This is a genomic window from Paraburkholderia sp. MM5384-R2, assembly GCF_014201025.1.
In the GTDB taxonomy this organism is placed as follows: Bacteria; Pseudomonadota; Gammaproteobacteria; order Burkholderiales; family Burkholderiaceae; genus Paraburkholderia; species Paraburkholderia tuberum.
The window spans coordinates 84,492-102,584 of record NZ_JACHDI010000026.1 but is presented as its reverse complement, the minus strand read 5'-3'; the positions used below and the strand labels follow the sequence as shown (position 1 = coordinate 102,584).

13 protein-coding genes and 6 pseudogenes are annotated in these 18,093 nt (G+C 63.3%); 13 read left to right on the top strand and 6 right to left on the bottom strand.

Annotated elements, in window-relative coordinates; all coding sequences use genetic code 11:
• Positions 1 to 158: pseudogene (locus HDG37_RS39675) on the bottom strand (IS5/IS1182 family transposase); the annotation flags it as partial.
• 188 nt (positions 159 to 346) lie between these two features.
• Positions 347 to 637: pseudogene (locus HDG37_RS31080) on the bottom strand (DUF899 family protein); the annotation flags it as partial.
• 286 nt (positions 638 to 923) lie between these two features.
• Between HDG37_RS31080 and HDG37_RS31075 the strand changes: the two are divergent.
• A pseudogene (locus tag HDG37_RS31075) lies at positions 924 to 1,376 on the top strand (LysR family transcriptional regulator); the annotation flags it as partial.
• 219 nt (positions 1,377 to 1,595) lie between these two features.
• Here the strand turns inward: HDG37_RS31075 and HDG37_RS31070 are convergent.
• Entirely contained in the window at positions 1,596 to 2,201 is a 606-nt protein-coding gene (locus tag HDG37_RS31070; RefSeq protein WP_184054351.1) for a peroxidase-related enzyme, read from the bottom strand.
• Between the two features lie 177 nt (positions 2,202 to 2,378).
• Here HDG37_RS31070 and HDG37_RS31065 point away from each other — a divergent pair, with 177 nt between their 5' ends.
• The 6 genes and pseudogenes from HDG37_RS31065 (at position 2,379) to HDG37_RS31045 (ending at position 8,116) form a co-directional block, all read left to right on the top strand.
• A complete protein-coding gene (locus HDG37_RS31065; protein ID WP_184054349.1) occupies positions 2,379 to 2,795 on the top strand; it encodes a cupin domain-containing protein in 417 nt (138 codons plus the stop codon).
• A 205-nt stretch (positions 2,796 to 3,000) separates the two neighbouring features.
• Positions 3,001 to 3,480, top strand: a pseudogene (locus tag HDG37_RS31060) (rhodanese-like domain-containing protein); the annotation flags it as partial.
• Between the two features lie 247 nt (positions 3,481 to 3,727).
• On the top strand, positions 3,728 to 3,949 hold the full coding sequence (locus tag HDG37_RS39670; protein ID WP_026226309.1) for a hypothetical protein: 222 nt from the start codon (positions 3,728 to 3,730) through the stop codon (positions 3,947 to 3,949).
• 309 nt (positions 3,950 to 4,258) lie between these two features.
• Complete coding sequence (locus tag HDG37_RS31055; protein WP_184054347.1) at positions 4,259 to 5,593, top strand: glutamine synthetase family protein; 1,335 nt, start codon at positions 4,259 to 4,261, stop codon at positions 5,591 to 5,593.
• A gap of 49 nt (positions 5,594 to 5,642) precedes the next feature.
• Complete coding sequence (locus HDG37_RS31050; RefSeq protein WP_184054345.1) at positions 5,643 to 7,097, top strand: aspartate aminotransferase family protein; 1,455 nt, start codon at positions 5,643 to 5,645, stop codon at positions 7,095 to 7,097.
• Between the two features lie 287 nt (positions 7,098 to 7,384).
• Positions 7,385 to 8,116: a DUF2278 family protein gene (locus HDG37_RS31045; RefSeq protein ID WP_184054343.1), complete on the top strand. Its 732-nt coding sequence runs from the start codon at positions 7,385 to 7,387 to the stop codon at positions 8,114 to 8,116.
• Between the two features lie 132 nt (positions 8,117 to 8,248).
• Here the strand turns inward: HDG37_RS31045 and HDG37_RS31040 are convergent, their stop codons facing one another.
• The 3 genes from HDG37_RS31040 to mdlC form a co-directional block, all read right to left on the bottom strand.
• Complete coding sequence (locus tag HDG37_RS31040; protein ID WP_184054341.1) at positions 8,249 to 9,667, bottom strand: MFS transporter; 1,419 nt, start codon at positions 9,665 to 9,667, stop codon at positions 8,249 to 8,251.
• Positions 9,668 to 9,797: 130 nt separating this feature from the next.
• Positions 9,798 to 10,469: an aldehyde dehydrogenase family protein gene (locus HDG37_RS31035; protein WP_184054339.1), complete on the bottom strand. Its 672-nt coding sequence runs from the start codon at positions 10,467 to 10,469 to the stop codon at positions 9,798 to 9,800.
• Positions 10,470 to 10,506: 37 nt separating this feature from the next.
• Positions 10,507 to 12,150 carry a benzoylformate decarboxylase gene (gene mdlC / locus HDG37_RS31030; RefSeq protein ID WP_184054337.1) on the bottom strand — a complete coding sequence of 548 codons (1,644 nt, stop codon included), beginning with the start codon at positions 12,148 to 12,150 and terminating at the stop codon, positions 10,507 to 10,509.
• A gap of 104 nt (positions 12,151 to 12,254) precedes the next feature.
• Here mdlC and HDG37_RS31025 point away from each other — a divergent pair, with 104 nt between their 5' ends.
• The 6 genes and pseudogenes from HDG37_RS31025 (at position 12,255) to HDG37_RS31000 (ending at position 18,089) form a co-directional block, all read left to right on the top strand.
• Positions 12,255 to 13,172 (top strand): LysR family transcriptional regulator, encoded by a 918-nt coding sequence (locus tag HDG37_RS31025; RefSeq protein WP_184054335.1) that lies wholly within the window; start codon positions 12,255 to 12,257, stop codon positions 13,170 to 13,172.
• 86 nt (positions 13,173 to 13,258) lie between these two features.
• A pseudogene (locus HDG37_RS31020) lies at positions 13,259 to 13,539 on the top strand (5-oxoproline transporter, DUF969 family subunit); the annotation flags it as partial.
• Between the two features lie 58 nt (positions 13,540 to 13,597).
• Positions 13,598 to 13,771, top strand: a pseudogene (locus HDG37_RS31015) (5-oxoproline transporter, DUF979 family subunit); the annotation flags it as partial.
• 10 nt (positions 13,772 to 13,781) lie between these two features.
• Positions 13,782 to 14,792 (top strand): DUF2891 domain-containing protein, encoded by a 1,011-nt coding sequence (locus HDG37_RS31010; protein WP_184054333.1) that lies wholly within the window; start codon positions 13,782 to 13,784, stop codon positions 14,790 to 14,792.
• A gap of 155 nt (positions 14,793 to 14,947) precedes the next feature.
• On the top strand, positions 14,948 to 17,350 hold the full coding sequence (locus HDG37_RS31005) for a DNA polymerase II (RefSeq protein WP_184054331.1): 2,403 nt from the start codon (positions 14,948 to 14,950) through the stop codon (positions 17,348 to 17,350).
• Between the two features lie 367 nt (positions 17,351 to 17,717).
• Complete coding sequence (locus HDG37_RS31000) at positions 17,718 to 18,089, top strand: BON domain-containing protein (RefSeq protein WP_184054329.1); 372 nt, start codon at positions 17,718 to 17,720, stop codon at positions 18,087 to 18,089.
• The last annotated feature ends 4 nt before the right edge of the window (positions 18,090 to 18,093 follow it).

Below are 18,093 nucleotides of genomic sequence, written 5' to 3'. Positions count from 1 at the left end.
TGCCCCTTCGGATAGTGCGGCTCGACAACCTCGCACAACTGCGTCCACGGTACGATCTGCTCCATCGTCTCAAGGAACACATCACGTTTGGTTGGCCGACGGTACTGTTCGAATCCGGCGCCTTGATCGGCCGCCATCGCAAGGGTCTGTTGTTTCATCCGCATTTAACGTCTTACCGCCCAACGGCGTTGACCTTTTTCAGCGTAGCCCTAAGGCCGAGGTCATGCCTGCTTTGCGGATGATAAGCTGCCTCTTCGGTGACTGCTTACGAGCGGCCCGCCCGTGCGGGGCCTATCTATGGACATCTACGCATGACGCCCAGAGCCTTATCCAGCAAGCCTTGCTGGTATGTCCATACGTCGTCACCTAACGGGTGTTTTAAGCCGAACATCTGCGATAGCGTGACCGCGCCCGCTTCGCCGTCGAAGCGGTAATCCTCCGGCACGACGCCGCCCGCCGGCAGCGCGCGACGCTGCGCGGCGACACGCTCGATCTGGCGGCGCAGCTCGATCTCCTCGGCGAGCAACGCGTTGCGCGCGCGTCGATATTCGGGGCTCTCGCCCGGAAAGCGCGAGGGCAAGTCGGCCAGTTCGCGGGCCGGTTTCAGCGTATGCATCGAAGTGTTTGCGTCGTTCATCAGTCATCTCCTTGTGAGAAATCGTCAGAAAAACGGACGGAAGACGAGCGGGCATCGTCGCTTTGCCGCCCTTCCTGTAGGGACGACGAACGAGGCCGCGGAAAATCGACAGGCCTCGCCATGATTTTGCAGCGGCGGCTTTTTGCGGCGATTTTGCCGGCGGTTTGACCACCCACTCGCCAGGCGCCGGCGCAAGGTATGCTTGCGCCAAACAGCAAGCTCGTTACATCCGCCAACACCACCCGGCACGCGCGCCACGCACGACGCGGCGCCTTGGGGAACGCCCATGCCGCTTCGTCTGCCACCCCTGCCCGCGCTTCGCTTTTTCGAAGCGGCCGGCAGGCATCAAAGTTTCAAGCTCGCCGCCGCCGAACTGAACGTCACGCCGAGCGCGATCAGTCACGGCATCGTCGGACTCGAGGGAGCGCTCGACGTCGAACTGTTCGTGCGCGAGCCGCGCGGCATCTCGCTAACGGCGATTGGCGCGGATTATCTGTCGTACGTCTCCGAGGCGTTTTCGCTGATCGCGATCGGCACGCAACGTCTGCCCAATCATCGCGCGGATCGGCCGGTCGCGCTCAGCTGCGCGCCGAGCTTCGCGTCGCGCTGGCTGCTACCGTGCCTCGCCGGTTTGCGGGCGCGCTGGCCGCATGTCGTCGTGAGCGTGGACACCTCGCGTCGCCAGGTCGGCTTTCCGGTCGACGGCTTCGACTTTGCGATCCGCATGAGTCGCGCGCCCGGCTCGTTTCTCGGCGCGTGGCTCGTTGGCCTCGTGTTCGATCTGACGGGCTCGTACTCGCTGCTACGGGTAGCGACGGTCGCGGCGGGATTGATCGCGGCACCGCTGCATTTCCCGATCGACGACACCGTGGTGATGACGCCCGCGCGGCGTTCATCTCGCCCCGCGCAGGCGTGATGCGAATTGCCGATAGAGATGCTGAAGCGATTCCAGCCGAGGCTACTTTTTCGGTGTATCCGCTGCGGCTTTCGGCACACGCCCCATCAGATAGAACTCGTCGTTCGGACGCATCGAGATCACGTTGGCCATCCGGTTCGACAGCCCGAAAAACGCGGTGATTGCCGCGATGTCCCAGATGTCTTCATCGGTGAAGCCGTGGCCGCGCAGTGTCTGGAAGTCTTCTTCGTCGACCGTGCCCGACGCGCGACACACCTTCAGCGCGAAATCGAGCATCGCCTTCTGGCGGTCCGTGATGTCGGCCTTGCGGTGATTGACCGCGACCTGATCGGCGAGCAGCGGCGCTTTTTCGTAGATGCGCAGAATCGCGCCGTGGGCGACCACGCAGTAAAGACAATCGTTGACCGCGCTCGTCGCGACCACGATCATCTCCCGCTCGCCTTTCGTTAGACCGCCCTCTTTCAGCATCAACGCATCGTGATAAGCGAAGAACGCGCGGAATTCGTCGGGCCGATGCGCGAGCGTCAGAAACACGTTCGGCACGAAACCCGCTTTCTCCTGCACTTCGAGAATGCGGGCACTGATGTCTTCGGGCCACTCGCTCGGCTCGGGGACCGGGTAGCGGCTGATGGGCTCAAGCGTGGCCATGTGCTGTCTCCGTGATCTGTGTCGGGGTATGCCGACCATTGTAGCAACGCGATTTCGCGGTCGCCCGCGCTTCACCAGGTCCGCTCGATCACGTCCGACATTGCCGCCCGTATCGTCTAGACTTTCAGTTCGGCATGCGTGAAGCCGCCCGGCACGGCGGCGACGAAAGGAGCGACCATGTCAAACGTTACGCACGACGCGCGGGCCCCGGTGGTCAAGGTGCGGCCCGAACGGGAAATCGCGACGATGCAGCGGCTGCCCTATTTCGTCGGCATTTCGGCGAGCACCGCGGGCAGCACCGGGCTGTCGATGTACATGGTCGTGGTCCCGCCTGGCGGCCATGCGGAGCCGCACTTTCACGCCGACTACGAGACGGCAATCTATATGCTCGAAGGCAAGATCGAGACGCGCTACGGCCCGGGCTTGCGCGAGTCGGTCATCACCGAGCCGGGCGACTTCCTGTTCATTCCGCCGGGCGTGCCGCATCAGCCGTTCAATCTCGACGCGAACGCCGCGGCGCGCGCGATCGTCGCGCGCAATCACGCGGACGAGCATGAGCGCGTGGTGCCCTATGATCCGTCCGAGGATGCGTGAGGCAACGGGCCTCTTCCCGGACCGCCTCGCCTGAAGCGAGGCAAATCATGCTTGTCAAACCGGTTTGATCCACTTGCCGCGCGGCGCATGCAGGCCGCGCCGCGTGGTGCGCCGCGCCCATTCGTCGGTCGCGCGCGATTTCGTCGGCGTTCTTTCACAACGCCGACTCGCCACCTGTGCTTAAAGCCGTCTTTCGCGTCGACGCGCGGTGATCTTCGCGGCGGTTCTGGTGTATCGCTGGCTGCGCCGCTTGCAGTTTCGTCGCTGGCTCGCGCATACGCGCATTACGCCCGATCAGCTCGACGCGATGATGAAGTCGAACGAACCGCCGCTGATTCTCGACGCGCGCCCGAGCACCGTGCGCGAAAAGGAATCGCATCGCATTGCCGGCGCCCGGCCGCTCGATCTCGAGTCGCCCGATCCGATTCATCCGGAATACCTGAAGCGGCCGATCGTCGTCTATTGCGTGTGTCCCAACGAAGCGACCGCGAAGCGCATCGTCAGGCAATTGCGTCGGAAGAACATTCATCATGTGCGCGCGCTGAAGGGCGGTCTCGATGCGTGGGAAAAGCGCGGCTATCCGGTCGAGCCACTGCCGGCCGACTTCAATATGGCGATGGCACACATGCTCGAAGACAAGGGCAACGAAGGCGAATACACGGTGCGCGCACGTCTCGCGGAGTGAATGAACAGTAGACGAAACACGCGGCATCACGCTCGATGCCGCTTTGCCAAAATCTAAAAATAAATTGACGGCATTTTTAGCTCGTATATCCTAGCTAGTGGGAGATCTTGTGGGCGGCGCGGCGAATTAAGCTACTACCGTCCAGTACCGTTTCTTCTCGATCAACCCGTGTCCTGTTTCTTCAATATCCGCTGTGGATTCGAAACAGGCCGTTCAATACCCTCAACTACGCCAGTCGAGTGTCATCGTGAGAGTCCGAGGCCCTTTGGTGAATTGGAATCGCAGTCAGGCGCGTTGTACTTGCGCTGACGGCGCCAGCGCCGACGGCAGCAACGGCAGCCTTGCGTTTCGCCGCTTTCTGTCCGTCATCACAGTTCTGTCGCGTCGTTCCGTTCGACGCCGCAACGTCCTCTCCGCGCGCGCGTTCATCGCGGTGCGCACAGACGAAGTCGCTTCGCTGCTGCCGTAGCGCCTCTCCTCTTTGATCTCTTTTCGCTGCTCGATTTGTCCGTTTGCGCGCGTTTTCGCGAACTGGCTGCCTGCGTCCGCGCGGCACTGACTGATCACCGCGCATCGCGACGGATTCAATCGAACCGCTTCTAGTCTGGTAAGCGCTGCGCGTTATTGCGCGGATTCGCTTTGGCGTCGACTCGCCTTGGCGTTTTCCCACCTCGCCGCGCGATATTTCGCGCCTTCGGCGACGCGTGTCGCCCGCGCATGAATACACGAAACCCTGCGCACATGACCCAGGTCGCGGACCCAAACAGAGAGAACAATCATGCATGACATCGACGAATTTCTGAAACAGCATCATGTCACCGAAATCGAAGCAATTATTCCGGACATGGCCGGCATCGCGCGCGGCAAGATCATTCCGCGCAGCAAGTTCGAATCGGGCGAATCGATGCGTCTGCCGCAGGCGGTGATGATCCAGACCGTCACCGGCGACTATCCGCAAAGCGATTCGCTGACCGGCGTCACCGATCCCGACATGGTGTGCGTACCCGACGCGAGCACGATCCGGATGATTCCGTGGGCAGTCGACCCGACCGCGCAGGTGATTCACGATTGCGTGCATTTCGACGGCACGCCGGTCGAAATCTCGCCGCGCTGCGTGCTGCGGCGAGTGCTCGATCTATATAAGGCGCGCGGCTGGAAACCGGTGATCGCGCCGGAGCTCGAGTTCTATCTGGTCGACATGAACCGCGATCCCGATCTGCCGTTGCAACCGCCGGTCGGACGCACGGGTCGCGCGGAAACCGGACGCCAGGCGTATTCGATCGAAGCGGTCAACGAATTCGACCCATTGTTCGAAGACATCTACGAGTACTGCGACGTGCAGGAACTCGAAGTCGATACGCTGATACACGAAGTCGGCGCCGCGCAGATGGAAATCAACTTCATGCACGGCGATCCGCTCAAGCTCGCGGACAGTGTGTTTCTCTTCAAGCGCACCGTGCGCGAAGCGGCGTTGCGTCACAAGATGTACGCGACTTTCATGGCGAAGCCGATGGAAGGTGAACCCGGCTCGGCGATGCACATGCATCAAAGCCTCGTCGATATGGAAACCGGCCGCAACCTTTTCACCGCCGCCGACGGCGAGCCGACCTCGCTGTTCACCGGCTATATCGCCGGCTTGCAGAAATACACGCCGGCGCTGATGCCGATCTTCGCGCCATACATCAATTCGTATCGGCGTCTGTCGCGTTTCATGGCCGCGCCGATCAATGTCGCGTGGGGTTATGACAATCGCACGGTCGGCTTCCGGGTTCCGCATTCCGCGCCGGTCGCGCGCCGCATCGAGAACCGGATTCCGGGTGTCGATTGCAATCCGTATCTGGCGATTGCCGCGACCTTGGCGGCGGGCTATCTCGGCATCACGCAGCGGCTCGCCGCGACCGAACCGCTGGCGAGCGACGGCTATGCCCTGCCCTATCAATTACCGCGCAATCTCGAAGAAGGCTTGACGTCGATGAGCGCGTGCGAACCGATTGCCGAAGTACTCGGCGAGCAGTTCGTCCGCGCGTATCTCGCGTTGAAAGAGACCGAATACGAAGCGTTTTTCCGCGTGATCAGTTCGTGGGAACGCCGGCATTTGCTGCTGCACGTTTGAGTGCTGCGGGCCAATCGGTCAATGAGAACCTTGAAAAGACGGAGGCAGTATGAGCTATAAGACTGAAGACGTGATGTATGCGCAAAAGGAAACGTCGCAGCATGGCGGCACGAAAGACGCGCCGACCTCGCAAGCTACATCGCGCAGCACCGCCGAATACCGCGCGCTCGATGCCGCGCATCACATCCATCCGTTCTCGGATATGGGCTCGCTCAATCGCGCGGGTTCTCGCGTGATCGTCAAGGCGCAAGGCGTGTACCTGTGGGACTCGGAGGGCAACAAGATCATCGACGGCATGGCGGGACTGTGGTGCGTGAACATCGGCTACGGCCGCCAGGAACTGGCCGACGCCGCATTCCGGCAGATGCGGGAACTGCCGTACTACAACACGTTCTTCAAGACGACGCATCCGCCCGTGATTGAACTGTCTGCCCTGCTCGCCGAACTGACGCCCGCCCCATTCAATCACTTCTTCTACTGCAACAGCGGCTCGGAAGGCAACGACACCGTGCTGCGCATCGTCCATCAATACTGGGCGACGCAACGACAGCCCGCGAGGAAGTTCGTCATCGCGCGCAACAACGCTTATCACGGGTCGACGATCGCGGGCGGCACGCTCGGCGGCATGGCATATATGCATGAGCAGATGCCATCGAAAGTCGAGAATATCGTACATATCGATCAGCCCTATTTCTTCGGCGAAGCGGCAAGCGATCAGACGCCGGAAGAATTCGCACTGGCACGCGCGCGGCAGCTCGAAGCGAAGATTCTCGAACTCGGTGCGGACAATGTCGCCGCATTTATCGGTGAGCCTTTCCAGGGAGCGGGCGGCGTGATTTTTCCGGCTGACACGTATTGGCCGGAAATCGAGCGCATTTGCCGCAAGTACGACGTGCTGCTCGTCGCGGACGAAGTGATCGGCGGCTTCGGCCGAACCGGCGAATGGTTCGCGCATCAGCACTTCGGCTTCGAGCCGGACCTGATCACGCTCGCGAAGGGACTGACGAGCGGTTACGTGCCGATGGGGGCTGTCGGTCTACATGATCGCGTCGCCCGCGCACTGATCGACAACGGTGACTTCAATCATGGCCTCACCTACTCCGGGCATCCGGTCGCGGCGGCCGTCGCGCTTGCCAATCTGAAACTGCTGCGCGACGAGAGGATCGTGGAGCGCGTCAAAGTGGATACGGGTCCGTACTTTCAGAACAAACTGCGTGAGGCGTTCGCCGGTCATCCTATCGTTGGCGAGATCAGCGGCGCGGGCCTCGTGGCGGGCGTGCAACTCGCCGAGAAGCCGCTCGGGCGCAAGCGCTTCGCGAATGGCGGCGATGTCGGTACGATGTGCCGCGACTTCTGCTTCAACGGCAATCTGATCATGCGCGCGAGCGGCGACCGGATGTTGCTGTCGCCGCCGCTCGTGGTCAGCCGGCCGGAAATCGACGAAATCGTCTCGAAGGCAGAAGCGGCGATCGATGCGACCGCGCGGCAGGTGGGCATCCGATAGCACTGCGTGGTTGCGATTCAGTTTCGCTCAGCCCTCGAGTGCCCGCACAGCCTTCAAATCGCCGGTCAGCCGCAGGATCGCATCAATCATCTGCCCCCCGCGACCGGCGCCGGAACGCGCGGCGGTCCTACTTTTACGTTGTACGACCATTGCTCGCACACCGCAATAGCGTCGGGATAAAAACATTGCAACCGTATGACAGCGGGCGCGGTTGTTTATCGACGTGTAGCACCGTATGCTTGGGTACGTCGCTTTCCGATCGTCAACTTCGAGAAGGTCATTCAGTCATGAACGAATACTGCATGTTCAAGGGAAAACTGCTGCTCGCGGCGCCTTTCAAAGATCCGTATATAGGCAGTCCGCACTATGTGATCACGGTGACTGGCAACGACAACACGCCATTCAACATCGTCGTCAATTCGGCGTCGACGCAACCGGGCGCAAGCGGCAACGACGACGTGTACTTCCATGCCGATCTGAACTTCGCCGATCCACTCACCGCGAAACTGCAGCCCCTGAACCTCGGCCTCTACACGAGCGGCTTTCCACGGCTCGATTACTTCCAGGACAGCAGCCTGCTCGACATTCACCGCATGCGGCCGGTCCCCTACGAGGATCAAAACGGCAACCGCGCCGACGTCAACGACATCATCGACGAAATCCTCACCATCGACGAAAGCAAGCCGTCGCAAAGTCTGCCCTACGACAACGGCAGCGGCCAGTTGCACAACCGCGATTTCTGGACACCGACCACTGCGGGCATCGTGGTCTACGGGTTCGGCTTTCTGTTTCTGCCGAAGAAGGACGGTCTTCACGAGACTCACATGAATCAGGGCAATCCGCGCGGCCCGCATTACAACGAAAACGGCGCGTTCCAGGACGGCGCGGTGATCGTGCAGCGCGCCGATGGGTTTGCCGCGATGTTTACCGCGTTTCAGACACAGTATTTGCCGACCAATGCGGCCGGCGATCCAGCGGCGAATGCAGTGGCGTTGCCCGTTTATATTCAGCGAGGTTGATAGCCTCGCTCGTGCATGGGGCAAGTGGAAACCGCCGCGATGCGCGAGAAACAGGTCCTTGCAAAGGGGAAAATCAGATCGCGCGCAAAAGTCCCTCGCGATACGAACGCACCGCGACAGACGTCGCGTCGATCAGCGCGCGCTCGCGGCGCCTCGACGCGGAATATGCCGCTGCACCACCGCCAGCGCGATCAGCACGATGACCATTGCGATACCGAGCATCAGCAGATAGCCCGATGCGCCACCGGCCGTGATCACCGCGGCACCGGCGAATGCGCTCAGAATCGCGCCGACGCGGCCGAACGCGAGTGCCGACGCGGTGCCCGTCGCCCGCACGCTGGTCGGATAGACGTATGCGCACAGCGCGTACATCGTCGATTGCACCGCATTGACGAACAGCCCGTGCAAGCCGAGACCGACGATCATCAACGCCGTATGCTGCGTCGCGCTGACGCCGAGCAGCATCCATGCACTCGCGACGCCGCCCGCGCAGCACAGCAGCAGCGGCCAGCGCGAGCCGTAGCGCCCGATCGCCAGCGCGCACAGCACCGCGCCGATTACGCCGCCGAGGTTGTACGCGCTCAGGCCATAGCCCGCGAGCGACACGCTCAAGCCCTCACTCGTCAGCATCGACGGCAGCCAGCTGAACGCCGCATACACCGCGAGCAGGCACATGAAGAACGCGCCCCAGATGGCGACGGTGTCGCGCGAACGGCCATCGCGGAACAGCGCGGCAAAGCCGACGTGTTTCTCGGCGCTTTGTTCGCGCACATCGGTGAAGCTCGCATCGGCCGACACGTCGTGCGCCATGCGCCGCAACAGCTTCACGAGTTCGGGCCAGCGATGCGGACGGCGTGCCAGAAAACGCGGCGATTCCGGCAGCGCCGCGAGCAGGACGAGGGCGAGCACGAGCGGCAGCACACCACCCGCTACGAACAGACCGCGCCAGCCATAAACCGGCAGCACCTGGCCGGCAAACAATCCGGCGACCATACCGCCCAGCGGCACGCACAGAATGGTCGCCGTCACCGCGAAGGTGCGAAAACGCGCGGGCGTGAACTCGGCGGTCAGCGTGGTCGCTGTCGGCAGCGCGCCGCCGATGCCGAGCCCCGCGATAAAGCGCAGCGCCGCAATGGCTGCGACGTTCGGCGCGAGACTGATCGCGCAGGTCGCCAGGCCGAACACGAACACGCTGCCGATCACCGCCCAGCGGCGGCCGAAGCGATCGGCGAACAGCCCCGCGAACGCGCTGCCGATACCCATGCCGACCAGCCCCGACGCGACGACCGGCGCAAACGCGTTGCGCGTGATGCCCCACTCCTTGGTCAGCATCGGAATCGCGAAGCCGATCAACTGGCTGTCGAAGCCGTCGACGACGATCGACAGCGCCGCGAGCACCACCGCGATTTTCTGCAGCAACGTGTAGGGGCCGTCGTCGAGTGCATGACCGATGTCGACCGTGTTGCCGCCGCGCGCGATGCCGGCGAGCGCCGCGTCGTCGCGCGCGGTCGCGGTCGAGGCCGCGGCCGAAGCGGGAGGAACGAAACTCATGAACCTGTCTCCGTTGTTTGCGCTGCACGCGCGTTGTTCGATTTTTTTTGCTGTCGACAGTACGGTGCGACGCGATGGCCCGCTTCGGCGAGCTGGCCGCCGAACAGCGAGCCCATCGCGTCGCTCCTTATCAGAACGGATAGTGACGCGGCGTCGTTTGCAGCGTGACCCAGCGCAGATCGGTGAATTCCGCGATCCCCGCCTTGCCGCCGAAGCGGCCGAAGCCACTCGCCTTCACGCCGCCGAACGGCATCTGCGCTTCGTCGTGCACGGTCGGGCCGTTCACGTGACAAATGCCCGACTCGATGCATTTAGCGACGTTCAGCGCGCGCGCCGTGTCGCGGCTGAACACCGCCGCCGACAGGCCGTATTCGTTGTCGTTCGCACACGCGATTGCGGCTTCCTCGCTACGCACGCGCACGATCGGCTTGACCGGCCCGAACGATTCGTCGTGATAGATGCGCATGTCCGGCGTCACGCGATCGAGCGAGAGATGCACGTTGAAGCCGGCCCAGATGCCCGACGCGCCGGTCTCGGCGGCCATCGCGGCCGCGAAGGCGTCGGCCTTCGCTTCGAGCGCGTGCGCGGCCTTCGTCAGCAGCGCGCGGCGCGCGCTCGGTCCGAGCGCGGACCACACCGGAAAGGCGGCCGCGGCGGCATCGACGGCGGCGACGGCATCTTCGACGGTCGCGGCCGGCGCGCGCGTCGCGACTTCGCCGTCGAGCGGGTTGCGGCGCTCGAAGCTCGCGCGGTTGCGCGCCTGTGTCTGCTCGCCGCCGATCAGCATCGATACGTTTTTCATCGTAGGTCTCTCTCCTTTTCGTGAATGGGAAGCGCCGTTACGCGACGATCGCTTCTACGAGCGTGGGACCGCTTTTCACGTCACCGTCGGTCAGCGCGCGACGCAACACGTCGGCAAGTTCAGCCGCCTCGCTGACGCGCGCGCCAGGGCAACCCATGCCCGCCGCGATCGTCACGAAGTCGAGGCCCGGCAGGTCCGTGCCCTGCACGGTCTCGCCAGGCGCGAAACCGAACACCGGCGCGAAATCCTGCAGCGCCGCGTAGCGCGTGTTGTTCAGGATCACGAATGTGATCGGCAGTTGCATCTGCACCGCGCTCCAGATCGCCTGAATCGAGTACATGCTCGAACCGTCGCCGATCAGCGCGATCACGCGCTCGCCCGGCCGCGCAAGCGCAACCCCGACCGCCGCCGGCATGCCGTAGCCGAGGCCGCCGCTGTCCATCGTCAGGAACGTGCCGGCGCGCGCGATCGGCAGATAGGTCTGCATGATGGGCCGCGAGCTCGGCGCTTCCTCGACGACGATGCCATCGGGATCGCGAACTTCGGCGAGTGTCTGCAACGCGAACGCGACCGACATCCGCTCGCCCCGCGCGGGCGGCAGCGCGCGCGGCGCCACCGCGCGCGGCGCGGGCAACTCACGCGCTTTGGGCGAGGCGCGCGCGAGCAGATCCTGCACGCCGAGCCGCACGTTGCCGACCGCGGCGATGCCCTGCGGCGTCCATGCGGCAATGCCCGGATCGTCGATCAACTGACACAGCCGCGAGCCCGGCGGCACATGCGGACCATTGCCTTCGACGTGATACGTGAACGCTGGCGCGCCGATCACGAAGATCGCGTCGTGCGCGCCGAGCAACTCGACGATGCGCTCACGCAGCGCCGGCAAAAAGCCCGCGAACAGGCGGTGAGTTTCGGGGAAGCTGCAACGTCCGGTCATCGGCGCGACGTAGACGCGCGCGGAATGCCGCTCGGCGAGGCGCACAACTTCAGCCGCCGCGTCCGCGCGATCGACCGCGCCACCGACCACGAACGCGGGCCGCTCGCACGCGTCGAGCACCGTGCCGATGCGTTCGAGCATCGCCGGATCGGGACGCATGATGTGCGCGACCTCGCGGTCGGCCACGCGCTCGGCCGGCTGATCCCAGTCGTCGGCGGGAATCGACACGAACACCGGGCCGCGCGGCTCCTGCATCGCGATCGCGTACGCACGTGCGATCGCGAGCGGCACATCCTGCGCGCGAGCCGGCTCGATGCTCCACTTCACGTAGGGCTTCGGCAATTCGGTGGCCTGGGTCGCGGCGAGGAACGGTTCGAACGGCAGGATCGAGCGGGCCTGCTGACCCGCGGTGACGACGAGCGGCGTGCGGTTGCGAAACGCCGTGAAGATATTGCCCATCGCATTGCCGACGCCCGCCGCGGAATGCAGGTTCACGAACGCCGCGTTGCCGGTGGTCTGCGCGCAGCCGTCGGCCATGCCGACCACGACCGCTTCCTGAAGACCGAGCACGTAGCGGAAATCCGCGGGGAAATCGCGGAACATCGGCAGCTCGGTCGAGCCCGGGTTCGCGAAGATCGACGTCATGCCGACGCGGCGCGCGAAGTCGATGACCGCGTCGCGTACGGTCCACCGCGTGCTCTGTTCTTTTGCGTGTGCCTGATTCTGCTGCGGCGCGCTGCTTGTCATGCGAAGTCTCCTGTCTGGTGAGCGCGAAAAATCGAATGGCCATTATCACGGCCGCCGGGGTAGCCGAAAATTGCCCTATTCGCAAAAAGGCATTACCTTTCGGCATGACTTACAACCTGCAACAACTGCAGGCGTTCGCGGTGATCGTCGAGAGCGGCAGCCTCGGACGCGCCGCCGAAGCGCTGCACATCACACAGCCGGCCTTGAGCCGGACCATCCGACGTCTCGAGGAACAGGTCGGCGCGCCGCTGTTCGAGCGGCATTCGCGCGGCATGCATCTGACCGCGGTCGGCGAGGCACTGCTGCCGCATGCGATCCTGTTGCAACGCGAAGCCGAACAGGCGCGCGAGGAAATCGACGCGATGCGCGGCCTCGCGCGCGGCACGATCCGCGTCGGCGCGGTCGGCAGTATCGCGAGCCTCGTGCTGCCGCTCGCGGTGAGCGGCGTGTTGACGAAGTGGCCGAACCTGCGCGTGGAGATCATCGAGGGCGTGTGGGACCGGCTCGCCGATGCGCTCGTCAAACGTCAGATCGATCTCGCGCTCAGCATGGCCGTGCCCGATACCGACGAGATCACCGCGATTGCCGATTGCCGCTGGGAAGACGCGAGCTACGTGGTCGCCGCGCTCGATCATCCGCTGCGGCGCAAGCCTGACCTCACGCTCGCCGACACGCTGGGCGAACGCTGGGCGATTCCGCCACGCGGCACCGGCCCGTTCGAGCACATGCAGAGCGTGTTTGCCGAGCGCGGGCTGGGACTGCCGAACGTCGTCGTCGAAACGCGCTCGGTCACGGCGCTGAAGAGCCTGGTCGCGCGTTCGGGCTTTCTGAGCTGGATGGCGTCGACGATGTACGTGACCGAAAGCAAGGCCGGCGTGTTCGATACGCTCGGCGTCCCAGGCGTGGTCGGGCGGCGCACGTTGACCGCGTTCCGGCGCCGCCAGGGGATTCTGCCGAGCCCGGCGGTCAAGCTGCTGGAGCAGTTGCGGCAGTTGACAGCGGAGGGTATGACCGCGGGTTGATCGTTTCCCGCACACGCTGCCACTTTCACGGCGTTTACCCGATAGGTATATTTTGTCGACTATTTATCAATAAAGTCTCACATAAGATTCCGTCGCCATGCGTCGAGGAAACGAAACAAGGCGGCTTCGCATTGCGCTTCAACGCGCTGCTGGTGGTGACGATCGCGAGCGTCGCGACCTGGATAGCCGGCGGCTTGCAGACGGTGGAGATCGTCAGCGCGTTCGGCAAGGCATTCGCGGATAACCGCTACATGAGCCTGATCTGGCTCACGCTGCCGGTCATCGCGCTGCTCGAACGCAACGGTCGAAGCAACAGGCGCGGCATCTGATCTCGCGCCTGCATGCGGCCATCACCGGCCGCGTGCTCTCATCACGCTGGTCGGTACGCTGACGCTCAAGTACGCGCCTTTCGTCGAAACGAAGAATCTGGTTTCTGCGGCACGCTGATGACGCCGATGGCGGCGAACTTCAACATCGTCCCCGCCGCGCTGCTCGAACTGAAGGACCAGAACGGCGTGATCAAGGCGCAATGGCCGACCGCTTTACTATTGCTGATCGTCAACACCATACTGTTGTACGTGTTCGTATTCCGCTTCTGAGGAACCGCCGATGACCACCCAGCTCACCCGCGAATTCGCGTCCAGATTCGCCAATGTCGCGCTCGCCCACCTCACGCGCGAATACCCGAACAAGCTCACGCACTCGCTCGAAGGACCGCAGGACGTGCAGGGTCCGCGCGCCTTGCATCCGATCTTCTACGGCAGCTACGACTGGCATTCGTGCGTGCACGGTTACTGGCTGATCCTGCATCTGCTCGAACGCTTCCCCGATCTGCCCGAGGCCGCGCGCATCGTCGCCGTGGTCGACGAGCATTTCACCGCGGCGAACGTCGCCGGCGAACTCGCGTATCTGGAGCTGCCGCACAACCGCGGCTTCGAGCGGCCGTATGGCTGGGCGTGGCTGCTCGCGCTCGGCGCGCAGTTGCGGTCGATGAAAATCTCGGAAGCCGCGCGCTGTGCGAAGACGTTCGCGCCGCTCACCGAGGCGTTCGTCGAGCGCTTCGAGGAGTTCCTGCCGAAAGCAACCTATCCGCTGCGCGTCGGCACTCACTTCAACATGGCGTTCGCGCTCGCTCTGACGCTCGATTTCGCGCGGCAAACCTCGCGCGAATCGCTCGAGGCGCTGATCGTCAGCACCGCGGAGCGCTGGTATCTGGACGACGTCGCGTGTCAGGCATGGGAGCCGGCCGGCGACGAGTTCCTGTCGCCGTCGCTGATGGAAGCGGAGTTGATGCGGCGTGTGTTGCCGTCGGCGCAGTTCGCCGACTGGTTCGGACGCTTCCTGCCGGACCTCGGCGCGAAAAAACCGGCGACGCTGTTCGAGCCCGTCACCGTGACCGATCGCAGCGACGGCAAGATCGCGCATCTGGACGGCCTCAATCTGAGCCGCGCGTGGTGCCAGCGTGCGCTCGCGCGTGCGCTGCCCGCCGGCGACGTGCGTCGCACCGTGCTGTTCGATGCGGCCGAGCGTCATCTGCACAGCGCGCTGCCGCATGTGACCGGCGACTACATGGGCGAGCACTGGCTCGCCACGTTCGCGACGCTGGCGCTCGAAGCTTGAGCGAACCGGGAACGAACTGAACCGGCTTTGAAGGGATAAAGCCGGGCTGGTTGGGGCGCTTCAGTACGAAGCGCCCTTTTCATTGCCCGTTCAACAGTCCCTGCCTGCGGCGGTAAAATCGCGCAAGGCGATTGCGCCGCTTTAAAGGTGGAAGTTTGACTGAGTTCGAGCAGGGTTTCATTTTGACCCGACATTGGCGGGACACGCCCGCCGGCACGGAAATCGAGTTCTGGCTGGCCACGGACAGCGGGCCGCGCCACATCCGTCTGCGCCCTCAGCCGTCCGTCGCCTTCATTCCGGCCGAACATCGCGAACGCGCCGAAACGATCCTGCGCCGCGACGCGCCGCTCGATCTGCGTTCGCTCGAATTGCGCGACTTCCAGCATCGGCCGGTCAGCGGGCTTTACTGTGCGCAATACCGGCAATTGAAGGGCTTCGAGAAGCGCCTCAGAGAAGGCGGTGTCGATGTCTACGAAGCCGATATCCAGCCGCCCGAGCGCTACATGATGGAACGCTTCATCACCGCGCCGGTGTGGTTCAGCGGCGTGCCGCAGCAAAATGGTCCGGGGCTCGATGGCCCCTGGCTCGACAGCGAACTCAAACCGTCCAACGACTATCGTCCGCCGTTGAAGCTCGTGTCGCTCGACATCGAAACGAGCGCGCATGCCGAGCTATATTCGATCGCGCTCGAAGGCTGCGGCGAGCGGCAGGTGTATATGCTTGGGCCGCCGAATGGCAACATCGGCAACAACGGCAACGTCACCGACGCCATCGACTTCAAGCTCGAATACTGCGAAACCCGCGCACATCTGCTCGAAAAGCTGATCGAGTGGATGGAGCGGCACGATCCCGATGCGATCATCGGCTGGAACCTCGTGCAGTTCGATCTGAAGGTACTGCAACAACATGCCGAGCAGTATCGCGTGCCGCTGCGCATCGGACGAGGCGGCGCAGTGATGGAGTGGCGCGAACACGGCGTCACGCGCAATCACTTTTTCGCGGGCGTGGCGGGTCGTTGGGTCATCGACGGCATCGAGGCATTGCGTTCGGCGACGTGGAGCTTCCCGTCGTTCAGCCTCGAATACGTGTCGCGCTCGGTGCTGGGCGAAGGCAAGGCGATCGACAATCCGTATCAGCGCATGGACGAAATCCAGCGCCGCTTCGACCAAGACAAACCCGCGCTCGCGCGTTACAACCTGAAGGACTGCGAGCTCGTCACGCGTATCTTCGCGAAGACCGAGTTGCTGCCGTTCCTGCTCGAACGCGCGAGCGTGACCGGCCTGCCTGCCGATCGCAGCGGCGGCTCGGTCGCGGCGTTCACGCATCTGTACATGCCGCGCATGCATCGGCAGGGCTATGTCGCGCCGAATCTCGGCGACGTGGCCGGCGCCGCGAGCCCCGGCGGCTTCGTGATGGATTCGCGGCCCGGGCTCTACGATTCGGTGCTCGTGCTCGACTACAAGAGCCTGTATCCGTCGATCATCCGCACGTTTCTGATCGACCCGCTCGGTCTGCTCGAAGGCATGCTGCATCCCGACGACGCGAGCTCGGTGCCGGGCTTTCTCGGCGCGCGCTTTTCACGCACGCGTCACTGCTTACCGTCGGTCGTCGCGCAGGTGTGGCAGGCACGCGAAGCGGCCAAGCGCGAGCACAACAAGCCGCTGTCACAGGCGCTAAAGATCATCATGAACGCGTTCTATGGCGTGCTAGGCTCGACCGGCTGCCGCTTCTTCGATCCGCGGCTTGCGTCGTCGATCACGATGCGCGGCCACGAGATCATGCACACGACACGCGAGCTGATCGAGGCGCAAGGCTACGAAGTGATTTACGGCGACACCGATTCGACCTTCGTCTGGCTCAGGCACGCGCATGACGAGGAAGACGCCGCGCGCATCGGCCGCGCGCTCGTCGAACATATCAACGCGGCGTGGCGGCAGAAGCTGCAGGCGCGCTTCGGTATCGACAGTGCGTTGGAACTGCAATTCGAGCGGCACTATCGGCGCTTTTTCATGCCGACGGTGCGCGGTGCCGAGGAAGGCAGCAAGAAACGCTACGCAGGACTTACGGTATTGCCGGACGGCCGCGAGGACGTGGTCTACAAAGGGCTCGAAACCGTGCGCACCGATTGGACGCCGCTTGCGCAGCAGTTTCAGCAGGAACTGTATCGGCGCATCTTCAAGCAGCAGCCGTATCAGGATTACGTGCGCGACTATGTGCGCGATACGCTCGCCGGCCGGCTCGACGATAAGCTCGTCTATCGCAAGCAGTTGCGCAGACCGATCGACGCTTACGAGCGCAACGTGCCACCGCATGTGCGCGCGGCACGCGTCGCCGATGAGTTCAATCGCCAGCAGGGACGTCCGCTGCAATATCAGAACGGCGGCTGGATCAGCTACGTGATGACGGTGGCCGGCCCCGAGCCGCTCGAAACGCTGCGCTCGGCGATCGACTACGAGCACTATCTGACGCGGCAATTGCAGCCGGTTGCCGACGCGATTCTGCCGTTGCTACGCGACGATTTCACGACGCTGATGTCGGGGCAGAAGCAGTTGTTCTGATCGTGGCGGCGAACGCGCGGCTGCGAGCATGGACGAATTGCCTACTTCACCGTGGACGGGGCTCGGCCTCTTCATCGGAGTGCGTGTTATGCACAGCAAAGGTGCGGTAATCCGTGATTAAAGGCGGAAAAAAACTAATCCTTAGTTTTGATTTGCAACCCTATCAACAGAATTAGAGCGCCAGCATAATTTGAAATATTGTAATTTCTTCGGTTGTCCGCGCAATTGGCCGGTTTGCATTGCTGCTTGACCTAACCCTTTATTGTCCTATAGTGCCATTTGATCCGCCTCAGAAATATTGTGGGGGCGTGTGTCTGATATCCCTGAATCTGTAGCCCCAACGATCTGCAACGACAGGAGAAGATGCATGAAAGCAATCCACGCCGTCAAACTGGTCGGTACCGCCCTTCTGATTTCGGGTTCGATTCACGCCTATGCGCAGGCGAGCAACGCTAACGCCCCTGAGTCTGCCCCGACCACGACGCCCGAAGCCCGATCGCATTACAAGTCAATGAAAGCAGCGAACCGGGCGCTACAGCGTCAGGTTCGAAATGCGCTGGTGAAAGACAGGAACATCTCAACGGCCAATATCACAGTTCGCGCCCGCGATGGTGCTGTCACGCTGCAGGGCAGCGTACCGCTTCAGGCAGAAAGCGACCGGGCAACTGAGGTGGCGAAAGGGGTACCTGGCGTAACTTCGGTCAAGAACGCGCTGTCGATCCGTCCTGTGGGCACCTGAAGCA